Below are 20,549 nucleotides of genomic sequence, written 5' to 3'. Positions count from 1 at the left end.
TGGGCCTCCGGGAGCCGCTGCGCCGGAAAGGTCACTGTTTGGCATCACTCGGTCCGATGGTCGGGGTGATCCTCCCCAATGTGGTGCGTCACACCTACACTTCCGTGTGCGTCCGCGGCGGGCGTGCCGATGGGAGGGCTCGAGTGAAGGTTCGCCAAGATTCGCCCCAGGTGTCTCCACGAGCCTCCGGCGGCGTCAAGCTGCTGCTGGTCGCGCTCGTCGCGGGGCTCGCCTGGACGTTGATGCCGGCGGCGCACGCGGTGATGACGCTGTGCATGCCGAGCGAGACGACCGGTTGCCTCGGCGGCACCCTCCGCACCGAGGAGGGCGTCGTCCCCGACGCGGACGTCAAGGTGACCAGTCCCTCGGGCGAGGAGACCGTGCTCACCACCAACGAGCAGGGCAAGTGGAACCTCACCGTCGAGGAGGAGGGCCCCTGGACGCTCGAGGTGGACGCCGAGTCGCTCCCCGACGGGGTGGCGACCACCGGCGAGGAGGTGGTGACCGTCCAGGCCCGCTTCGGTGCCACCATCCCCGGGCTCATCCCCGTGCGGACCGAGAACTTCAGCTCGGAGCGGAGCTTCACGGAGTACCTCGCCCAGAGCACCGTCAACGGACTGCGGCTCGGGCTGCTGCTCGCCCTCGCGGCCGTCGGTCTCTCCCTCATCTACGGGACCACCAGGCTCTCCAGCTTCTCCCACGCCGAGCAGGTCACCCTCGGCGGCATGGTCGCCTACGGCCTGGTCAACGTGGGCGGGCTCAACCTCTGGCTGGGCGGGGCGCTGACCGTGCTGATCTGTGCGGCGACCGGCTGGACCCAGGACCGGATCATGTGGCAGCCCCTTCGGCGCCGCGGCCTCGGCCTCACCCAGATGATGATCGTCACCATCGGTCTCTCCCTGGCCATGCAGTACTGCTTCCAGTACTTCGTGGGGGCGCGCACCGTCCGGGTGATCCAGGACAACCCCGGCGTCGCCGAGCTCGGTCCCATCACCCTCACCTACCAGTCCCTGGCCGCCATGGGCATCTCGGTCCTGGTCCTCGCGGCGGTCGGCTACGCCCTGCTCCGCACCCGGGTCGGGCGGGCCACCCGCGCCGTCTCCGACAACCCCGCCCTGGCGGCCGCCTCCGGGATCGACGTCGACAAGGTGATCCGCCTGGTCTGGGTCGTGGCGACGGGTCTCGCCGGACTCTCCGGGATCATGTACGCCCTGGTGACCAACGGCATCAAGTGGGACTCCGGGATGCAGATCCTGCTCCTGCTCTTCGCCGCGGTGACCCTCGGCGGGCTCGGCACCGCGTTCGGTGCCCTGCTGGGCGCGCTCATCATCGGGATGGTCGTCGAGCTGGCCCCGGTCTTCGGCATGCCCGGCGACTTCAAGTACGCGACCGCGATGCTCATTCTCATCCTGCTCCTGCTGGTGCGGCCCCAGGGCCTGCTCGGCAAGGCTGAGCGGGTCGGGTAGGAAGGGAAACCCATGACCATGGATGCAGAGGCACGCACGCTCGCCGAGGCGCCGGAGCGGGAGCCCAGCCGGCTCCGCCGGGGGCTCGTGATCACCGGCGGGATGGTCGGCGGACTCGTCCTGCTGTGGCTGGTGGGCCAGTTCGCGCCAGGGGACGTCGGCTCGATCGCCCGGGCGATGATGCGCGAGGCCATCTCCCCGCAGACCGCGGCGGTCGCCATCGCGGTGATCGGCCTCAACGTGCACTTCGGCTTCACCGGGCTGCTCAACATCGGCCAGGCCGGGTTCATGCTGCTGGGGGCCTACGGCTTCACGATCTCCATCAGGTACGACGTTCCCCTGGTGCCGGCGGTCCTGATCGGCCTGATGGCCGCGGTGGTCTTCGCGCTGATCCTGGGCCTGCCGACCCTCAAGCTGCGCGGGGACTACCTGGCCATCGTGACCATCTCGGCGGCGGAGATCATCCGCTACGTCGGGCGCTCCGCACTGCTGACCGACTTCACCGGGGCGGCCCAGGGCATCCAGGGCAAGACCTACCGCGACCCCTTCACCGACCTGTCGTTCTTCGGGAGCGGGGACGCGAGCATCGGCTTCCTCAACTACCAGATGACCGGCGTCAACGGCTGGTGGGTCAGGTTCGTGGCGTGGACCCTGGTGGGTCTCTGCGTGCTCGGCATCTTCCTGCTGGTGCGCAGCCCCTGGGGGCGTCTGCTGCGCGGCATCCGCGAGGACGAGATGGCCATCCTGAGCCTGGGCAAGAACGCCTTCGCGGTGAAGATGCAGGCCCTGGTCATCGGTGGTGTCCTGGGCGCCCTCGGCGGCATGGTCTACGTGCTGCCCTCCGCGGTGCAGCCCGACTCGATGGGTCGCGCGCTGACGTTCTTCGCCTGGACCGCCCTGCTGCTCGGTGGCGCCGCCACCATCTTCGGACCGGTGCTGGGCTCGATCCTCTTCTTCACGGTCCGGATCTTCATCAAGGGGACCGCCGACGTGCTGGTGCCCAACTCGCTGATGAACAGCCAGCAGACCGAGCAGTTCTCCTGGATCGTGGTCGGCGTCGCGCTGATGCTGCTGGTGATCTTCAAACCACAAGGAATCCTCGGCGACAAGAGGGAGCTTCGGTTCAATGTCTGAGACCAAGACCGGGGCGACCCCGTTCGACAGCGCCGATCCCGAGCAGCGACGGGCGCTCATGGCCGGCGTCGCGCCGGAGCCCGGCTCCGCCAAGCCCGACCCCATCCTCAAGGTCGACAACATCGTCCGCTCCTTCGGCGGCATGACGGCGGTGGACGTCGACCACCTCGAGGTCCAGCGCGGGGTCATCACCGCCCTGATCGGCCCCAACGGCGCGGGGAAGACCACGTTCTTCAACCTGATCACCGGCTTCGACAAGCCCACCTCGGCCCGCAGCGGTGCCCACTGGTCCTTCGACGGCGCCACCCTGGACAAGACCTCGCCGGCCAACGTGGCGCGCGCCGGCATGGTCCGCACCTTCCAGCTCACGAAGGCGCTCAACCGCATGACGGTGCTCGACAACATGATGCTGGGCGCCACCGGCCAGGCGGGGGAGAACCTGCTCAAGTCCTGGCTCTCACCCCTGTGGCGGGCCCAGGAGAGGGAGATCGAGGTCAAGGCCAAGGACCTCCTCCAGCGGTTCCAGCTCCTGGAGAAGAAGGACGACTACGCCGGCAGCCTCTCCGGCGGCCAGCGTAAGCTGCTCGAGATGGCGCGGGCGCTGATGACGGACCCGAAGATGATCATGCTCGACGAGCCGATGGCCGGCGTGAACCCCGCGCTGACCCAGTCGCTGCTGGGCCACATCCAGAGCCTGCGCGACGAGGGGATGACCGTGCTCTTCGTCGAGCACGACATGCACATGGTCCGCCACATCTCCGACTGGGTGGTGGTGATGGCCGAGGGCCGCATCGTGGCCGAGGGAGCGGCGGACGAGGTGATGAGCAACCCGGCCGTGATCGACGCCTACCTGGGCGCCCACCACGACACCGACCTGGGTGACGACGCGTTGCTCAACGACGAGACCATGGACCAGCTCGCCGAAGAGGTGCGGGGCGAGGCCGAGGCCGAGCCCGAGGCCGCCGGCGCGACGGAGGAGAGCCGATGAGCCAACAGACGGATGGGACCGTGCCCGTCATCGAGGCGCAGGACATCGTCGCCGGCTACCTGCCGGGCGTGAACATCCTCAACGGGTGCAGCCTCAAGGCCTACCCGGGCGAGATGATCGGGATCATCGGGCCCAACGGGGCGGGCAAGTCGACGCTGCTCAAGGTCATCTTCGGCCTCGTCAGCGTGCACGAGGGCACGGTGCGGCTGCACGGCGAGGACATCACCAACGCGCGGACCAACACGCTGGTGGAGATGGGTGTCGGGTTCGTCCCGCAGACCAACAACGTGTTCCCCAGCCTCTCCATCGAGGAGAACCTGCGCATGGGCCTCTTCCTGCGGCCCAAGAAGGTGGGCGAGCGGCTGGCCGCCATGTGGGACCTCTTCCCAGTCCTCCACGACCGGCGCAACCAGAACGCGGGCGCGCTGTCCGGGGGCGAGCGCCAGTCCCTGGCCATGGCCCGGGCCCTGATGATGGAGCCGTCGGTGCTGCTGCTCGACGAGCCCTCGGCGGGTCTCTCGCCCGTGCGTCAGGACGAGACCTTCCTGCGCACCCGGATGATCAACAAGACGGGCGTCTGCGTCGTCATGGTGGAGCAGAACGCCCGCCGCACCCTGCAGATCTGCGACCGCGGCTACGTCCTGGACCAGGGGCGTGACGCCTACACGGGGACGGGCCGCGAGCTGGCCAACGACCCCAAGGTCATCGAGCTCTACCTCGGCACCCTCGCCGCCGACCTGGAGACGCAGGACGGCGCGCAGGGCCCCGCCTGACCGCTCCGCCGGCCGGCGTCCGCGTCACGGATGCCCGCCCACGCAGAAGGCCCCGGACCTCTCGGTCCGGGGCCTTCCGCGTGTGGGGTGAGCCGGTCAGATCTTGCCCTCGACCGTGCCCGTGCGCTCGTTCTTGTTGTTGCCGTCGAAGGTGTAGATGCCGACGAAGGCGGACGACGGGTCGTTGTCCTCGTTGATCGCACCGATGCCCGAGGGACCGACGTAGCGGATCTCCTCACCGGCCTCGATCAGCTCGACGCAGTCGGCGTAGGTGGTGCACTCCTCGCCGTCGGTGGCACCCGAGACGGCCGCCAGGTTCTTCTGGACGGTGGTCGACTTGGTATCCCCGCCCTTGACCGCGGCCAGCGCGGCGAGGAGCACTGCGTCGTAGGACTCCTGGCCGTAGGCGAAGTCGGTGAGGGTCTCGTTCTCCGCCTGCTCGTACCAGGCGATGAGCTTGTCACCGAACTCCTCGGCGACCTCGCCGCCGGGGATCGTGCCCTGCGCGCCCTCGAGCGTGCCGGCCTCGAAGTCGGCGGTGTAGTCGGCGGTGTTGCCGTCCGTGAAGTACGTCTTCGGCATGTCCCAGCCCTGCGCGGCGAGCTCGGGCACGATCGCCTTCGTCTCGTCGAAGGCGAGGACCACGATGGCGTCGGGCGAGGAGTTGAGCGCCGCGGTCACCTCGGCCGAGAAGGTGGTCTGGCCGGCCGGGAACTCGTCCCCGTCGCCCTTGCCGCCGTAGACGACCTCGCCACCGGCCTCGGTGAAGGTCTTCTCGACCGCGTTGCGCAGCCCGGTGCCGTAGGTGTCGTTGAAGACGAGGAAGGCCAGCCGCTGGTGGCCGTCCTGGGCGATCAGGTTGCCCAGCGCGTTGCCCTGGATGGTGTCCGGGGGAGCGGTGCGGAAGTAGAAGTCCGAGTAGCCGCTGAGGTCGAGCGCCGTGTTGGCCGGGGAGATCTGGACGATCTTGTTGTCGGTCAGGGTGTCCACGAAGTTGAGGGACACGCTGGACGAGGCCGCGCCGATGACCACCGAGGGCTTCCCGGAGACCATGCTCTGGGCCGCGGAGGTGGAGATCGACATGTCGGTGGAGTCGCCCGAGTCCTCGATGACGTGGCAGGCGTCAGCGCCGCCCACGCCACCGGCGGCGTTGATCTCGGAGACGGCCAGGCCGACGCCCGAGATCTCCGGGGGGCCGAGGTAGGCCAGGTTGCCGGTCAGCGGCAGGATGCCCCCGACCTTGAAGGTGTCGGCGCTGGTGACGTCACCCGAGCACTCGTCGTTGGTGAACGTCATCTCCGTGGCGTCGGCCGACGGGGAGTCGCTGGCCTCGTTGCCGGCGTCCGTGTCTTCGGTGTCGCTGCCGCAAGCGGTGAGCGCGAGGGACAGCGTGGCGGCGCCCGCCATCACCTTCAGCCAGGAGGCTTTTGTGGATCGATTCACGTCGTGAACCTTTCTTTCAGAAGTTGTCTTCCACCGGCGCCCGTTCCAGATGGGTGGGCTCAGCCCTGTCAAGGTAGGGCTGACGGGCACCTGCGAGCCGCGCCCGCACCCGGTCGTTGCCGATTCGTTACTCGCCGCCCGGTATGCGGACCGATGGCGTGCTCGCGGCTCTGCGGGCGGTGGTCCGGACCGGGCGTCCCCGCCCCTCCCGGAGGGCCGTGGTAGCCGGTATCGTGCTCACCGGCGCGTGCGGGGGCAAGGTGCTGACAGAGTCCCGGCAGGCGGAGGTTGACCATGGTGCGAGCGAGCGTGACATTGCGACCGGCCACCCTCGACGACGCCGACGTGCTCGTCGAGCTGTGGGGCGACGCCCTGCGCCGAGGTCCTGCGGTGCAGCAGGCGGCGGACGTCCTGCGGATCCTCGAGGCCGCGGAGAGCAGCCCGGAGGTGTGCGTGCTGGTGGCGGAGGTGGACGGGCGGGTCGCGGGAGCCGTGCACCTCGAGGTGACGACGATCTCGTCGGTGAACCTGGAGCCGGTGGTGCACGTGGTCGCGCCGCACGTCGATCCCGACCACCGGCGGCGCGGGGTCGGCACGGCGTTGATGGAGGCGGCCGTCACGTTCGCGGAGGACCGGCAGGTGGGCCTGGTCGGGGCGGCCGCCATCGCCGGCTCCCGGGACGCCAACCGGTTCTTCGCCCGGTTGTCGCTGGGCGCCGAGGCGACGCTGCGGATCGCCACCACCCAGAGCGCACGGCACCGGCTGGCCGCCCTGCGGCCCGAGCGCGCCGGGCAGCAGGGGTCGCGCCACCTCGACCGGGTCCTGGCGGCCCGGCGGGTCCGCCGCCGCGAGCGCGTCTCCTGAGCCCCCCCGCGGCGGGGGTCAGCGCGTGCGGTCAGCCGGGATCAGCGCGCAGGTGATCCGGGAGGTGCACAGCCGGCGTCCCTGTTCGTCGGTGATCACGATCTCGTAGGCCGCGCTGGTCCGACCACGGTGGATGGCGGTGGCCACCCCGGTCACGATCCCGGAGGTCGCCCCTCGGTGGTGGGTGGCGTTGATGTCCACCCCGACCGGGATGCGGTCGGGGTGCGCGTGCACCGCGGAGGCCATCGACCCCAGCGACTCCGCCAGCACCACCGAGGCGCCGCCGTGCAGCAGGCCGAAGGGCTGGGTGTTGCCCTCGACCGGCATGGTGGCGACCGCGCGCTCGGCGGAGAGCTCGAGGACCTTGATGCCCATCTTGTCCGCGAGCGCGCCGTTGTGCTCGGTCATCAGGGCGATGAGGTCGTCGGGGGAGGGGGCCTGGTCGGGGAGGCTGCGGGGGTCGCTCATGCCCCCATTCTGGCGGACGCGGTCCCGTCGCCGCCGGCGGATAGGGTCGTGGCGTGACCGTGACGCACTCCCGCCCCCGACTGCTCCTCCTCGATGGCCATTCCCTGGCCTACCGCGCCTTCTTCGCCCTGCCGGTGGAGAACTTCTCCACCACCACCGGGCAGCCGACGAACGCCGTCTACGGCTTCACCTCGATGCTCATCAACGTGCTGCGCGACGAGGAGCCCACCCACGTGGGCGTGGCCTTCGACCGCTCACGGCAGACGTTCCGGCTCGAGGAGTACGCGGAGTACAAGGCCAAGCGCAACAAGACGCCCGACGAGTTCAAGAGCCAGCTCCCGCTGATCCAGGAGGTGCTGGACGCCCTGCACGTCCCGCACCTGTCGGTCGAGGGCTACGAGGCCGACGACATCATCGCCACCCTCTCCACCCGGGCGGTGGCCCAGGGCATGGAGGTGCTGATCCTGACCGGCGACCGCGACTCCCTCCAGCTGGTCGGGGAGACCGCCACCGTGCTCTACCCGATGCGCGGGGTCTCCGAGCTGGCCCGGATGACGCCCGACGCGGTGGAGGCGAAGTACAACGTCCCCCCGCACCGCTATCCCGAGCTGGCGGCTCTGGTCGGTGAGGACTCCGACAACCTGCCGGGCATCCCCGGGGTGGGGCCCAAGACCGCGGCCAAGTGGATCAACGAGTACGACGGCCTGGACAACGTCATCGCCCACGCCGACAAGGTGAAGGGCAAGGCGGGGGAGAACCTCCGGCTCCACCTGGGTGACGTGATCCGCAACCGCCGGCTCAACGCCCTGGTCTGCGACCTCGAGCTGGAGCTGAGCCCCGACGACCTGCTCCGCCAGCCGTGGGACCGGCAGGAGGTGCACACGCTCTTCGACGGCCTGGAGTTCCGCGTGCTCCGGGACCGTCTCTTCGAGTCGCTCACCTCCGAGGAGGACGTCGAGGAGTCGGGCTTCGAGCTGACCGGTGCGGTCCTCGGCCCCGACGAGGTCGGCCCCTGGCTGGCCGAGCACGCCGAGGCGACGATCGGGCTGCACGTCCGCGGAGCCTGGGGCGCCGGGACCGGCCACGTGGAGGCACTGGCCTTCTCCACCGCGGGCGGGGACGCCGCCTACGTGGACGTCGCCACGCTGTCGCCCGCCGACGACGCGGCACTGGCCTCGTGGCTGGCCGACGAGGACCGGCCCAAGGTGATGCACGACGCGAAGGGCCCCATGCTGGCGCTGGCCGCCCACGGCTGGTCGCTGGCCGGGCTGCGCAGCGACACCGCCCTCGCGGCGTACCTGGTCCGCCCCGACCAACGCTCCTACGACCTCGCCGACCTGACCCTGCGCTACCTGCGCCGCGAGCTGCGCGAGGAGGTCGAGGACGGCCAGGCGCTCCTCTTCGACCAGGACGAGGCGGTCGCCGACGTGGCGATGCTGCGGGCACGGGCCGTGGTGGAGCTGGCGGCCGCCCTGGAGGACGCCGTGGAGGAGCACGGCGGCACCCGCCTGCTGGCGGACGTCGAGCTCCCGCTGGTCCACATCCTGGCCGGCATGGAGCAGACCGGCATCGGGGTCGACCTCGACCATCTCCAGGCGCTCGAGGCGGAGTTCGGCGACGAGGTCCGCAGAGCCGCCGAGGAGGCGTTCTCGGTCATCGGCAAGGAGATCAACCTCGGCTCGCCCAAGCAGCTGCAGGTCGTCCTCTTCGACGAGCTGGGGATGCCCAAGACCAAGCGGACCAAGACCGGCTACACGACCGACGCCGACGCCCTGCAACAGCTCTTCGTCAAGACCGAGCACCCCTTCCTGCTGGCCCTGCTGCGCCACCGCGACGTCAGCCGGCTCCGCCAGACGGTGGAGGGACTGCTGAAGACCGTGGCGCCGGACGGCCGCATCCACACCACGTTCAACCAGATCATCGCGGCGACCGGCCGGCTCTCCAGCACCGATCCCAACCTCCAGAACATCCCGGTGCGCACGGAGGAGGGTCGCCGGATCCGTGCCGGCTTCGTGGTGGGGTCCGGCTACCAGACCCTGATGACGGCCGACTACAGCCAGATCGAGATGCGGATCATGGCGCACCTCTCCGAGGACGAGCTGCTGATCGAGGCCTTCCGCTCGGGCCACGACTTCCACTCGATCACCGCCTCCCGGGTCTTCGGGGTGGAGGCCGACGCGGTGACCGGGGAGATGCGCGCCAAGATCAAGGCGATGAACTACGGGCTCGCCTACGGGCTCTCGGCCTACGGATTGAGCCAGCAGCTCAAGATCGAGCCCTCCGAGGCGCGCGTCCTGATGGACGACTACTTCGAGACCTTCGGTGGCGTGCGGGACTACCTCGGCGGCATCGTCGACGAGGCACGTCGGTGCGGGTTCACCGAGACCATCATGGGACGTCGTCGCTACCTGCCCGACCTGACCAGCGACAACCGCCAGCGTCGAGAGATGGCGGAGCGGATGGCCCTCAACGCTCCGATCCAGGGCTCAGCGGCAGACCTGGTGAAGGTGGCCATGCGGGGAGTCCACACCGCGATGGCTCGGCAGGGTCTCCGCTCCCGGATGCTCCTCCAGGTCCACGACGAGCTCCTCTTCGAGGTGGCCGAGGGCGAGCTCGAGTCACTCGAGGCGCTGGTGCGCGACGAGATGGGCCGGGCGGCCGACCTGACCGTGCCCCTCGACGTCTCGGTCGGCACCGGCCGCAGCTGGCACGACGCGGCGCACTAGGCGCGGCGTCCTAGACGGTGCGGTCGGGCACGTCCGAGGCGGGGGACTCCTCGACGGGCGCCTGGTTCTCGTCGTCACCGAGCAGGTAGAAGCTGATCGCGGCGAGCGCCGCGAGCAGGGCGATGTCGACGGTGGCCACCCAGAGCAGGAGGCCGTCCACCGAGCTGGTCAGGACGGCGCCGACGACGAGGGTCGCCATGGCCCCCCAGACCAGGTAGACGGAACGCTGGCCCTGCCGGGCGATCACGGAGTAGACGAGGAGCTGGAGCATCGCCAGGGCGGTGCCCAGGACGGCGAAGGCCCACAGCCTGCCCTCGATCTCGGCGAACTCGCGGCCGCCGACGAACTTCAGCGCCACCGAGGAGAGGACCCACGCGGCCAGGGTGCCCAGCACACCCATCGCGGCCACGAGTCCGAGACCCCGGGCCAGCGCCCGGCGCCGGCCCTCGGCCGCCGCCATCGACGGGAAGGCCACGATGACGACGAACTGGGGGAGGAAGAGCATGGCCTTGGTCAGGATCAGACCGCTGGCGTAGAGGCCGGCGTCATGCCCCGACAGCACGTTGCGCGCCACGATCAGGTCCACGTTGGAGAGGATGAAGAACGCCAGCAGCGCCTGGGAGTTCTGCAACGCCTCCTTGGCCACGGCGCGACCGCCGTGGGTCTGGGAGGAGGCGCCCGGGACGCGGTCGTGGCGCAGCGCCCACCACCCGACCAGGACGGGGGCCACCGAGGTGATCGTGACCGCCAGCATCGCGGAGAACTCGGTCGGCTGCCACGCCAGCATCGCCACCCCCACCAGGAGGCGGGGAACGCCCGCGGCGACGTAGAGGAGGCCCAGGGGGAGCCAGCGGCGCTCTCCCTGCAGCGTGCCGGCCAGGCCACCCATCATGGTGAGGGGGACCATCGCCGGGCCGATGAGCGCCGCCATCGCCAGGTTGTCCAGGTTGAGCAGGACGTTGATCGCGGGTGCCAGCAGGAAGAGCGCGGCTCCCAGGAGCAGCGCCACCCGGGTGGTGACGCGCAGGACCTGGGTCTGGATCTGGTCGACGTGGTCGGGGTCGGCGGAGATCCGTCGGGCGGCAGTGGTCTGCAGCCCGAGGCTGACGACACTGACGACGAGCAGCAGGTTCATCATCGCCGCGAACGCCCCGTACTGCTGGGGACCCAGGAGTCGTGCCGCCAGGATGGTGTAGCCGTACGACGCCACGTTCATGATCGCCATGGCGACCGCGATCCCAGCCCCGCTGTGCATGAGGCCGCGCACGCGCCCGCTCAGAGTTCTCACGTCGGCCGAGACTACGCGGAAGCCCGCGTCCGGCGGCGTAGGGGAGGCGCGCGTGCCGCGCGGTGCCCGGCCACGACCGGCGGCCGGACCGACTACGGTGTGCCCAGCGTCGTGGGGAACGGAGGCCTCGTGGGTCGATGGGAGAGGTGGCTGCCGGCCGCCTGGTCGGCGGTGCTGACCCTCCTGCTGCTCGGCCCGGCGCTGGCTCCGGGGTTCCTGCTCACCTACGACATGGTCTGGGTGCCGGACCTGACGCTGCGGCCCGAGTCGTTCGGTCTCGGCCCGGCGCTGCCTCGCGCGGTGCCGGCGGACGCGGTCGTGGCCGTGCTGGACGAGCTCGTCCCCGGCATGGTCCTGCAGAAGATCGTGCTGGTGGCGGCACTCGTGGGGGCGGGCGCCGGTGCCGCGGCGCTGACGCGTGGCCTCCCGGTGGCGGGCAGGTGTGCGGCCGCCACCGTCGCGGTCTGGAACCCCTACGTCGTCGAGCGGCTCCTCCTGGGCCACTGGACGATGCTCGTCGCGTACGCCGCGCTGCCATGGGCCCTGCTGTGGTCGCACCGCCTCCACGTGACCGGGCGGCTGCCCGCTGGCCTGATGGTCCTGCTGCCGTTGTCGTCGTTGAGTCCCAGCGCCGGCCTCATGCTCGCGATCGCCGTGGCCGCAGCGGGCCTGCGCCGCGGTACGGCCCTGGCGGTCACCGTGCTGCTGGCGGCGGCGAACGCGCCGTGGGTCGTCTCGGGGCTGCTCCACGCCGGCTCCGCGACCTCCGACCCGCGGGCGGCGGAGCTCTTCGCCCTGCGTGGGGCGCTCCTCCCGGCGCCGCTCGAGGCACTGGCGCTGGGGGGCGTGTGGAACAGCGAGGTCGTGCCGGCGAGCCGCGAGGGCCTGCCCGCCGTGGTCGGGCTCGTGGTGCTGGTGGCGCTCGCCGCCTGCGGGGCCAGGTCCTGGTGGGCGCGGACCGACGGCCGGCTCCGAGCCGCCACCCTGGTCGTGTGGGCCGTGGGCATGGCCCTGGCCCTGGTGACGTGGGCCGTGCCTCCTGCGTCCGGCTGGCTGGCCGGGCACGTCCCGGGCGGTGGACTGTTCCGTGACGGGTCCAGACTGCTCGGGCTGGGGGTGCCCCTCCTCGCCGTGCTGGTCGGGCACGGCGTGGCCTGGCTGGTCTCGCGTCTGGCGGTCCGGTGGCAGCGCGGTCTCGTGGGCGCAGCGCTCGTCCTCCTCCCCGTGACGCTCCTGCCCGACGCGGCGTGGGGGGCGGGGCTGCCGTCGCCCGTCGCCTATCCCGCGTCCTGGGCCGAGGCCCGTCCGGCCCTCGCGGAGGAGGGGGGCCGCGTCGCGGTGCTGCCGTTCGCCAGCTATCGCGCCCCCGTCTGGAACGCGCGGGGGAAGGTGCTCGATCCCGCCGGTCGCTACTTCTCCGCCTCCATGGTGACCTCCGACCAGCTCGCGATCGACGGGAAGCTGCTGGCGGGGGAGGATCCGCTGGCCGGGCGAGTGGCTTCCGCGCTGCGGGCCGCCACCCCGGCCGAGCGGACCGCCGGGCTGCTGGCGGCGGGCATCGACCGGGTGCTGATCGAGCAGGACCTGCGCGCCGCGGTCCCGGAGCTCCGGGGGAGGGTCGTCTTCGACAACCAGGCGTTCGAGGTGCTCGACCTGGGGGACCCCGCCCCGCGTGCGGACCCGGGGTGGTGGCTCCCGGCGGTCGCGGTGGCCTGGGCGGCGTACTCCGGGTCGTTCCTCGGGGGAGCCGCGCTGGCGTGGCGACGTCGGCGCCGCCGCGAGACGCGGGTCCCGACACGGGGGTGATTTGGGACGAAGATGGCGTGCAGCCGCTACCGACTGGTAGCGTGGGTAGGAGTCAATTGAGGGAGGACAACTGTGGGAAGCTCCATCATCGGTGCCTTTGTGAGCCTGCTGGTCGGTACGGGGGTCGCAGCCGCGACTGTGATCGGCGTGATCTCGTCCCAGACGAGTGCGCCGACCTCGTCGCCCGCCGACGTCAACGAGTCGTCGATCATCGTCGACTACGGCAGCAACTGACGCACGAGCGGTACCCCTGAGGACCGGCGCTTCACCCTTCCGGAACTCTTCGAGCCACGCCAGGACCCCGAGGACCTACACGGTCTCCTCGGGGTCCTGCTCGTGCACCGTGACTCCGTGCCAGACCTCGTGGAGGACGCGGGCGAACGAGCCGTGGGAGTGCTCCCAGGTGAAGCGGTGACTGGTCTTCCGGGCGCCTTCGGCGAGATCCTCGCGGAGCGCCTCGTCGGTCAGCACGCGACGCAGGCCGTCGACGAGCTCCTCGAAGCTGTCGGCCAGCAGGCCTGAGACGTTCTCGTCGATGGACTCCTGGGTCCCGCCGGCGGAGCGGTAGGCGACCGTCGGGGTGCCGTGCATGCCCGCCTCGCCGACGACCAGCCCCCATCCCTCCTTGAGGGAGGGGAGTGCCATCACCCAGGACTCGGCGTAGACGCGCTGCTTCTCGGCCTCGGTGACGTGTCCCAGCAGCTCCACGTCGCCGCGGGGGTCGACCTTCGCGGCGTGGACCCGGAGCTCGTCCTCCCACCAGCCCGACCCGACGATCCGGAGGCGGAGTCCGGGGATCTCCTCGCGCAGCACCGACCAGGCGTCGATGGCGTGCTCGACCTGCTTGTGCGGCACCAGCCTGCCGACGACGCAGATGGACGGCGCCTCGGTCCTCGGCACGGCGAGCGGGGCGCACGGCGCGGTGCCGTTGTGGACCACGGCGACGCGGTCCGGGTCGACCCCGAGCTCACCGAGCTCCTCGCGGGTCGCGCGGGACACCGCGACGTACTGGCAACGCCGGTAGAGGCGGGGGGCCAGCCGGGACTCGATCCACCACCCGACACGTGCCACCGGCCCCGGGTAGACCACCGGCCACTGCTCGCGGTGCACGTGGTGCACCAGCACCACCACGGGCCGCCGGGTCACCAGTCGGGAGAAGAAGGGGAGCCCGTTCTGCACGTCGACCACCGCGTCGACCCGGCCGAAGCGCCGGGTGGCCAGCAGGAACATGCCCCAGGCGTAGACCGAGAGCTTGGTGCCGCGGCGCACGAAGCGCACGGAGCCCGTCAGGTCCTCGGCGGGGGCCTCCTGGTGGGCCGCGCAGAAGATGGTCACCCTGGCTCCGCGGGAGACCAGTCCACGCGCGATCTCCTCGAGGTAGACCTCCGCGCCGCCGCCCTCGGGATTGCGGACGTCCCGCCAGCTCAGGAACACCACGTGGCGGCCCTGCAGCGAGAGTGCCCCCGCACGGGTTCCGTTCATGGTCTCTCCCACCCTCGGCTCCTTCGTCGCCACTGGTCCCGCACCTGCTCCCTGGCCCAGCACACTACGACAGAACCGGCCTCGGAGTTACTCGTCGGTCAGGTATGGTCGCGGCCGTGAAGACGCCGACCATGTCCGCCGCCGAGCGGACCAGCGCGCGCCTTGAGACCCTCAGGCGCTCCATCCGGCTCTTCCAAGAGTTCCGGGTCGAGCAGACGGACCCGGCCAGGTTCTACACCGCCCTGGCGGAGGACTCCGCGCGCCAGCTCTCCGGCTACCAGGACCTCGCCGGCATGACGATGCTCGACGTGGGCGGTGGCCCTGGCTACTTCCGTGACGCCTTCCGAGCGCGGGGGGCGACCTACTACGCGCTCGACGCCGACGTGGGCGAGCTCTCGAGCGCCGGCCAGATCGCGCAGGGCACGGTGCTGGGCAGCGGCATGCAGCTCCCGTTCCGTGACGACTCGCTGGATGTCACCTACTCCTCCAACGTGCTCGAGCACGTCCCGGAGCCGTGGACCATGGCCGAGGAGATGGTCCGGGTGACCAGGCCGGGTGGGCTCGTCTTCCTCAGCTACACCGTCTGGTACGGCCCGTGGGGGGGCCATGAGACCGCCCCCTGGCACTACCTGGGCGGCAGGTTCGCCCGTCGCCGCTACGCCCGCCGCCACGGTCACGAGCCGAAGAACAAGTTCGGCGAATCCCTGTACAAGGTGACGGTCCGTGATGGACTGGCGTGGGCGCGCGCCGCGACCTCCGCGGAGGTGGTGGCGGTGCTGCCCCGGTACAACCCGCGGTGGACGTGGTGGTTGCTGCGTGTGCCCGTGATCCGTGAGGTGGTGACGTGGAACCTCGTGCTCGTCCTGCGCAAGAGGTGACCCCGGACCGCCACGTACCCTCCGTCGACTCCGGCGGTGACGCCGGGAGATGGCGGGTCCGGCTGCTCGCGGGCTGCGCGCTGCTCACCGGCCTCGCCTTCATCCAGTCGTCGGGGTACCAGGTGGCGGACACGAAGTTCGACCTCGTCGCCGACCCGTTGGAGTTCCTCTCCCGTGCCCTCCACCTGTGGGACACCGGGGCCCTGGGCCAGCTGCAGAACCAGGCCTACGGCTACCTCTGGCCGATGGGCTCGTTCTTCCTCCTCTTCTGGGGCTACCAGTTCCCGGAGTGGGTGATCCAACGACTCTGGCTCTCCCTGGTCCTGTGCGTCGCCTTCGTCGGCGGCGCCCGGCTGGCGCGCGTCATGGGGGTGCGGTCGCAGGCGGCCGCCCTGCTCGCTGGACTCGCCTTCGCAGCCTCGCCACGCATCCTGAGCACCGCCGGGTGGATCTCCATCGAGGCGTGGCCCAGCGCGGTGGCTCCGTGGGTGCTGCTGCCGCTCGTGCGCGGCAGCATCCAGGGCTCCACCCGGCGAGCCGCCCTGCTCGCCGGCTTCGGCGTGGCGCTCGTCGGAGGCGTCAACGCCGCCGCGACCTTCGCGGTGATCCCGCTGGGCGCCCTCTGGCTGCTCACCCGCACCCCCGGGCCCAGGCGCCGCAGCCTGATGCTCTGGTGGCCCCTCTTCACGCTGATGGGCACCTTGTGGTGGCTCGTGCCCCTGTTCCTGCTCGGGACCTACAGCCCACCCTTCCTCGACTACATCGAGTCGGCCCAGGTCACGACGTTCCCGACGACCGTCTTCGACGCGCTGCGCGGGACCTCGGCCTGGGTGCCCTACCTCGACGAGACCCGGCGAGGCGGGCGCGACCTGACGATGACGCCCTACGCGGCGCTCAACAGCGGGATCGTCCTCATGCTCGGCGCGATCGGCATGTGCCTACGGTCCAACCCGCACCGCCAGTTCCTGATCCTGAGCACCTTCGCCGGCCTCTTCCTGGTCACGATGGGACACCTGGGCACGGTCCAGGGCTGGTTCGCCGGCTCGCTCCACGAGGCGCTGGACGGGGTGCTGGCGCCCGTGCGCAACGTGCACAAGTTCGACCCGGTGGTGCGCCTGCCACTCGTCATGGGACTCGCGTGGTTCCTCGACGAAGCCGTGCGCGCGAGCAGCCGAACCCGGAGCACAGGCTCGTCGGTCCCGCGCTGGCTGCAGCCCCGGTGGACCTTCGGAGGCCTCGCCGTCCTGGGCGTCGTGGGCGCCTCGATGCCCCTCCTGTCAGGCAACCTGCTGACGACCGAGCGGGTCGCCGAGACGCCCGGCTACTGGCAGGAGGCGGTCGAGTGGCTCGATGACAACACCGGGGAGTCGGCGGTCCTGGTGGCCCCCGGCTCGGAGTTCGCCGAGTACCTGTGGGGCCAGCCCCAGGACGAGCCCGTGCAGTACCTCGGCCTGGACCGGTGGACGATCCGCAACGCGATCCCGCTGACCCCGCCGGGCAACATCCGGATGCTCGACGCGATCGAGGAGCGGTTCAGCCAGGGGGAGGGGCAGGCGGGCCTCGCGACGTACCTGCGGCGAGCCGGCATCGGCTACGTGCTGGTCCGCAACGACCTGACCCCGTCCCCCGAGATCCCGGACCCGGCGCTCGTGCACCAGGCACTCATGGAGTCCCCGGGCATCCGGCGGGTGAGGGGGTTCGGGCCGGAGATCGGCGGGGACGGGAGCCTGACGAGTCCGGACGGGCGTCTCCTGCCCAACGGCGGCTGGGACTTCGAGCGATCGGCCATCGACGTCTACGCGCTCACCGACCAGCCCACCCGCGCCGCGTCGTCGGACGCCCTGCCGGTCGTGGTCGGTGGGCCCGAGGACCTGCTGGGCCTCTCGAACGCCGGGCTGCTGGGCGACGAGCCGGCGCAGCTGGCCGCGGGGTCGGAGGAGGCCGTCATCGGTCCGGAGACCCGCCTGCTGCTCACCGACGGGATGCACGAGCGGGAGCGCAACTTCGGCCGCATCCACGACGCGGTCTCGCCGGTGCGCACCGAGGGCGACGTGCGTCGTTCGCTCAACCCTGCCGCGGACTACCGCCTCGAGGACGGCGACCGGTGGCTGACGACCGCCAGGCTGCTGGGGGCGCGCGCGCTGTCGGCCTCGAGCTCGCTCGCGGATCCCAACTCGGCCGGCGGCTCGCGAAGGTCCCGGTTGCCCTACGCCGCGGTCGACGGCTCGAAGGAGACCGAGTGGGTCGTCGGCGACGGGCAGGGGACTGGGTGGTGGCAGGTGGAGCTGGAGGAGCCCAGCGTCCTCCGCACGCTGTCGGTGCGGCTGGGCACGCAGGGCGCGGCCCGCGCTGAGGTCCGCGTGGTCACCGACCGGGGGGCGTCCGGGTCGAGCACCATCGCGAGCGGGCAGGTCGGCCAGTTCGACCTGGGCGACGAGCCCGTGTCCTGGGTGCGGGTGGAGGACACCGGCACGCTGGGGCGGCTCGCCCTCGCCGAGGTCTCCGCCGAGGGACTGACGGTCGAGCGCCCGCTCGTCACGCCGGCGCTGCCCACCGGGGCGCCCGCCCCCGAGGCGGTCCTGCTGCGCACCGTCTCCGACGGTCGCACCGGATGCGTGGTGGTCGAGGAGCGCGTGCCCTGCCGGGAGTCGCAGGTCGTCGAGGCGGAGGAGCCCGAGGGCTTCGACCGGATCGTTCCGCTGCCGGCCCAGGTCGACTACAGCGCCTCGCTGACCGCCCGCCCGCGGATGGGGACCGACCTGGTCGACCTGCTGCAGCGTGACCAGCTGCTGAAGGCAGAAGCCAGCTCCACCGGACCGGCCGATGCCCGCGCCTCGGGGCTCGCCGCGATCGACGGCGACGTCGGGACCAGCTGGACGCCGAGCACCGAGGACGAGCGGCCGGAGCTGACGCTGCGGTTCCCCGACCAGCGGGTGATCGACGGCATCAGGGTCGTGGTCGACGACGAGGCGCCCGTGCGTCGTCCCACCGCCCTCACGCTGCGGTGGCCGGGTGGGTCGAAGGAGATCGAGCTCGACGAGCAGGGGCGCGCCGACTTCCCCGCCGTCACCGCGGACCGGCTCAGCCTGCGACCGACCGAGGGCGAGAACGCCAGCTCCGTAACCAGCACCGGAAGGTCCGAGGTGCTGCCGCTCGGGATGAGCGAGGTCCAGCTGCGCGGGCTCGACCTTCCCGCGCTCTCGCTCTCGCGCCAGGAGCGGAGCTACGGCTGCGGTTCGGGGCCCACCCTCGAGGTGAACGGCGAGGAGCGCTCCACGGAGCTGGTCGCCAGCCCGGCCGCCCTCTATGCGATGGAGGTGGTGAAGACCCGTCCCTGCGACGAGACCGGGGTCCGGCTGGAGCCCGGCGAGAACCGGATCCGGTCGCTGTCGACCGGCGCCCTGGTCGCGGAGACCGTGGCCCTGGAGCGGGCCTCGTCGTCCTCGGCCGCGGACCCGACGGTCCACCCGGCGGCCGCGCAGGGGACCAGGGTCACCACCCGTATCTCGCCCACCGCCGACGACGAGGTGGTCCTCCTCAGGCAGAACGCCAACGCGGGGTGGGTGGCGCAGCAGGCCGGCGAGACTCTCACGCCGGTGACGGTCGACGGATGGCTGCAAGGGTGGCGCGCCGGCCCGAGTGGGCTGGACCCCGTGTTCGCGGAGTTCAAGCCCGACCGGGTCTACCAGACGGGCGTGGTCTTCGGTCTCGCGCTCTTCGTGATGCTCGCCTTCCTCGCCTTCCAGAGCAGAGGGTGGGACTCAGGTCGCGAGACCGCGCCCGCCGGACCCCGGAGATTCGGTCCGCTGGCGACCGGGGTCCTCGGGCTCCTCGCCCTGGGCACGCTGGGCGGTTGGGTCGGGGTCCTCGTCGGCGGCGCCGCCTGCCTCCTCCTGGCCGGGGTACGGCGGTGGGGCGACGACGTCGCTCCCTGGCTCTGCGGGGCCGCCTTCTGGGTCGCCTCGGGCGCCTACTTCTTCCGCCCCTGGGGGAGCAGCGACGGGTGGGCCGGTGACTGGGCCTGGCCGCACTACCTCGCTCTGGCTGCCCTGGCCGGAGTCCTGCTCCTGTCGCTGGAGCCGGGCACGCGGTCCTTGAAGCGCATGAAGGGCGTCTCCACCGATCGGTAGAGCACCTCGGCGGCCACCAGGGTGAGTGCCAGGGTGGCCAGCCAGATCCCGAGCATCTGACCGGTGAAGAGCGGGTAGTCGGTGAGCCAGCCGACCGCGTGCAGCACCGGGAGGTGGATGCAGAACATGGCGTAGGACGTGTGGCCGAGGTGGCGCAGCAGGGGAGTGCTCATCACGCGGTGGTAGCCCGTCCCGGGACGCGCGAAGACACCGGTGGCCACCACGATCGTGCCCACCAGGAGGTAGAGCAGGTTCTTGGTGACCGCCTCGGCCGTGGTGGGAGGCACCAGCAGCGTCGGCCCGGCAAGGGGAGTGGTGGCCACCAGCATCAGCCCCAGGACCAGGACCCAGCAGGCGCCGGGCTGCAGCCCGATCGCCTCGGCGGTGCGGCGCAGCCACCGCGGAGCCTCGCCCCTGGCGAGCAGCACCTCGGCGAGGGCAAGCAGGATCCCGGCGCCGAACCAGCCGCCGAAGGCGGGCAGCCACTCGTTCACCGGGACGTTGTCGGTGCCGGGAACCCGGGCGGCCAGGCCGCTGAGCCAGGCGATGCTGAGCACGAGCATGCCCAGCACCAGGAGGAGCAGACGACGGACCGGGAGCCCACGACGCGAGCTGCCCAGGCCGAGAGCCATGAGGGCGGGGAGCGCGACGTAGAAGGAGACCTCGGTCGCGAGGCTCCAGGTGTGCGAGAGCCCCGCCGGCAGTGCGGGGTCGACGTAGATCCCGAGCATCGCCACCGTGGACAGCACCTCGCCGGTCGCCATGTCGGCGTTGTCGCTCACGAAGTAGACGGCGAGCAGGGCGGTCACGACGTAGAGGGGGTAGATCCTCAGCAGGCGTCTCCACAGGTACCGCCGGACGTCCGGCCGCTCGGTGCGCCCGGCGCTGGCCGAGATCCACTTCCGGGAGAGCAGGAAGCCGGAGAGGACGAAGAAGACCGCCACCCCGACGTCGAGACGGGAGTACATCGGGCCCAGGATCGGGTGGGAGCCGTAGGACCCGGTCCAGAACGCGACGTGGGTGGTCAGGACGGCGAGGGCCCCGACGAACCGCAGTGTGTCCAGGACGGGGTAGGAGTCGGACTCCGCCGGTGTGCTGGTCAC

Annotated in this window: 15 protein-coding genes; 10 read left to right on the top strand and 5 right to left on the bottom strand. The window is 71.3% G+C overall.

Annotation, left to right across the window (positions count from 1 at the left end; genetic code table 11):
- The first annotated feature begins 170 nt into the window (after positions 1 to 170).
- Genes AC3X7R_RS15955 through AC3X7R_RS15940 form a run of 4 tightly spaced genes read left to right on the top strand, consistent with a single transcriptional unit; the run spans position 171 to position 4,361 of the window.
- A complete protein-coding gene (locus tag AC3X7R_RS15955) occupies positions 171 to 1,466 on the top strand; it encodes a branched-chain amino acid ABC transporter permease (RefSeq protein WP_489966663.1) in 1,296 nt (431 codons plus the stop codon).
- 12 nt (positions 1,467 to 1,478) lie between these two features.
- The gene (locus AC3X7R_RS15950; protein WP_489966662.1) at positions 1,479 to 2,600 is read left to right on the top strand and encodes a branched-chain amino acid ABC transporter permease; all 1,122 of its coding nucleotides are present in this window, start codon (positions 1,479 to 1,481) and stop codon (positions 2,598 to 2,600) included.
- Positions 2,593 to 3,588 carry an ABC transporter ATP-binding protein gene (locus tag AC3X7R_RS15945; protein WP_489966661.1) on the top strand — a complete coding sequence of 332 codons (996 nt, stop codon included), beginning with the start codon at positions 2,593 to 2,595 and terminating at the stop codon, positions 3,586 to 3,588. Before AC3X7R_RS15950 ends, AC3X7R_RS15945 begins: the two co-directional genes overlap by 8 nt.
- Positions 3,585 to 4,361, top strand: coding sequence for an ABC transporter ATP-binding protein (locus tag AC3X7R_RS15940; protein ID WP_489966660.1), 777 nt, complete (start codon positions 3,585 to 3,587; stop codon positions 4,359 to 4,361). The genes AC3X7R_RS15945 and AC3X7R_RS15940 overlap by 4 nt, the downstream gene beginning before the upstream one ends.
- Before the next feature lie 96 nt (positions 4,362 to 4,457).
- Here the strand turns inward: AC3X7R_RS15940 and AC3X7R_RS15935 are convergent, their stop codons facing one another.
- Positions 4,458 to 5,804, bottom strand: coding sequence for an ABC transporter substrate-binding protein (locus AC3X7R_RS15935; protein ID WP_489966659.1), 1,347 nt, complete (start codon positions 5,802 to 5,804; stop codon positions 4,458 to 4,460).
- Between the two features lie 309 nt (positions 5,805 to 6,113).
- Here AC3X7R_RS15935 and AC3X7R_RS15930 point away from each other — a divergent pair, with 309 nt between their 5' ends.
- Positions 6,114 to 6,668 (top strand): GNAT family N-acetyltransferase, encoded by a 555-nt coding sequence (locus AC3X7R_RS15930; RefSeq protein ID WP_489966658.1) that lies wholly within the window; start codon positions 6,114 to 6,116, stop codon positions 6,666 to 6,668.
- A gap of 18 nt (positions 6,669 to 6,686) precedes the next feature.
- On the opposite strand, the gene AC3X7R_RS15925 is transcribed toward AC3X7R_RS15930, so the two are convergent.
- A complete protein-coding gene (locus tag AC3X7R_RS15925; RefSeq protein WP_489966657.1) occupies positions 6,687 to 7,136 on the bottom strand; it encodes a hotdog fold thioesterase in 450 nt (149 codons plus the stop codon).
- 53 nt (positions 7,137 to 7,189) lie between these two features.
- Between AC3X7R_RS15925 and polA the strand changes: the two genes are divergently transcribed.
- A complete protein-coding gene (gene polA, locus AC3X7R_RS15920) occupies positions 7,190 to 9,862 on the top strand; it encodes a DNA polymerase I (protein ID WP_489966656.1) in 2,673 nt (890 codons plus the stop codon).
- Positions 9,863 to 9,872: 10 nt separating this feature from the next.
- Here polA and AC3X7R_RS15915 read toward each other — a convergent pair whose 3' ends face one another.
- Entirely contained in the window at positions 9,873 to 11,150 is a 1,278-nt protein-coding gene (locus AC3X7R_RS15915; RefSeq protein WP_489966655.1) for a lipopolysaccharide biosynthesis protein, read from the bottom strand.
- 129 nt (positions 11,151 to 11,279) lie between these two features.
- On the opposite strand from AC3X7R_RS15915, the gene AC3X7R_RS15910 reads away from it, so the two are divergent.
- Both AC3X7R_RS15910 and AC3X7R_RS15905 read left to right on the top strand, forming a co-directional pair.
- Complete coding sequence (locus tag AC3X7R_RS15910; RefSeq protein WP_489966654.1) at positions 11,280 to 12,956, top strand: MmpA family trehalose lipid delivery protein; 1,677 nt, start codon at positions 11,280 to 11,282, stop codon at positions 12,954 to 12,956.
- Positions 12,957 to 13,028: 72 nt separating this feature from the next.
- Positions 13,029 to 13,190 (top strand): DUF2613 family protein, encoded by a 162-nt coding sequence (locus AC3X7R_RS15905; protein WP_489966653.1) that lies wholly within the window; start codon positions 13,029 to 13,031, stop codon positions 13,188 to 13,190.
- Between the two features lie 75 nt (positions 13,191 to 13,265).
- On the opposite strand, the gene AC3X7R_RS15900 is transcribed toward AC3X7R_RS15905, so the two are convergent.
- Positions 13,266 to 14,438 carry a glycosyltransferase family 4 protein gene (locus AC3X7R_RS15900; RefSeq protein WP_489966652.1) on the bottom strand — a complete coding sequence of 391 codons (1,173 nt, stop codon included), beginning with the start codon at positions 14,436 to 14,438 and terminating at the stop codon, positions 13,266 to 13,268.
- A 116-nt stretch (positions 14,439 to 14,554) separates the two neighbouring features.
- Here AC3X7R_RS15900 and AC3X7R_RS15895 point away from each other — a divergent pair, with 116 nt between their 5' ends.
- Both AC3X7R_RS15895 and AC3X7R_RS15890 read left to right on the top strand, forming a co-directional pair.
- A complete protein-coding gene (locus AC3X7R_RS15895; protein WP_489966651.1) occupies positions 14,555 to 15,316 on the top strand; it encodes a class I SAM-dependent methyltransferase in 762 nt (253 codons plus the stop codon).
- On the top strand, positions 15,283 to 19,446 hold the full coding sequence (locus AC3X7R_RS15890) for an alpha-(1->3)-arabinofuranosyltransferase domain-containing protein (protein ID WP_489966650.1): 4,164 nt from the start codon (positions 15,283 to 15,285) through the stop codon (positions 19,444 to 19,446). Before AC3X7R_RS15895 ends, AC3X7R_RS15890 begins: the two co-directional genes overlap by 34 nt.
- On the opposite strand, the gene AC3X7R_RS15885 is transcribed toward AC3X7R_RS15890, so the two are convergent.
- Positions 19,347 to 20,549 carry an acyltransferase family protein gene (locus AC3X7R_RS15885; RefSeq protein ID WP_489966649.1) on the bottom strand — a complete coding sequence of 401 codons (1,203 nt, stop codon included), beginning with the start codon at positions 20,547 to 20,549 and terminating at the stop codon, positions 19,347 to 19,349. The genes AC3X7R_RS15890 and AC3X7R_RS15885 overlap by 100 nt on opposite strands.

It is taken from the genome of Nocardioides sp. Z22_16, assembly GCF_058134365.1.
The sequence above is the reverse complement of the archived record's forward strand: the minus strand, read 5'-3'. Positions and strand labels throughout refer to the sequence as shown.

Bases quoted from the DNA above. Each gene is read 5' to 3' on its own strand.
- AC3X7R_RS15950 (WP_489966662.1), top strand. From the start codon at position 1,479: ATGACCATGGATGCAGAGGCACGCACGCTCGCCGAGGCGCCGGAGCGG.
- AC3X7R_RS15945 (WP_489966661.1), top strand. From the start codon at position 2,593: ATGTCTGAGACCAAGACCGGGGCGACCCCGTTCGACAGCGCCGATCCC.
- AC3X7R_RS15940 (WP_489966660.1), top strand. From the start codon at position 3,585: ATGAGCCAACAGACGGATGGGACCGTGCCCGTCATCGAGGCGCAGGAC.
- AC3X7R_RS15925 (WP_489966657.1), bottom strand. From the start codon at position 7,136: ATGAGCGACCCCCGCAGCCTCCCCGACCAGGCCCCCTCCCCCGACGAC.
- AC3X7R_RS15900 (WP_489966652.1), bottom strand. From the start codon at position 14,438: ATGAACGGAACCCGTGCGGGGGCACTCTCGCTGCAGGGCCGCCACGTG.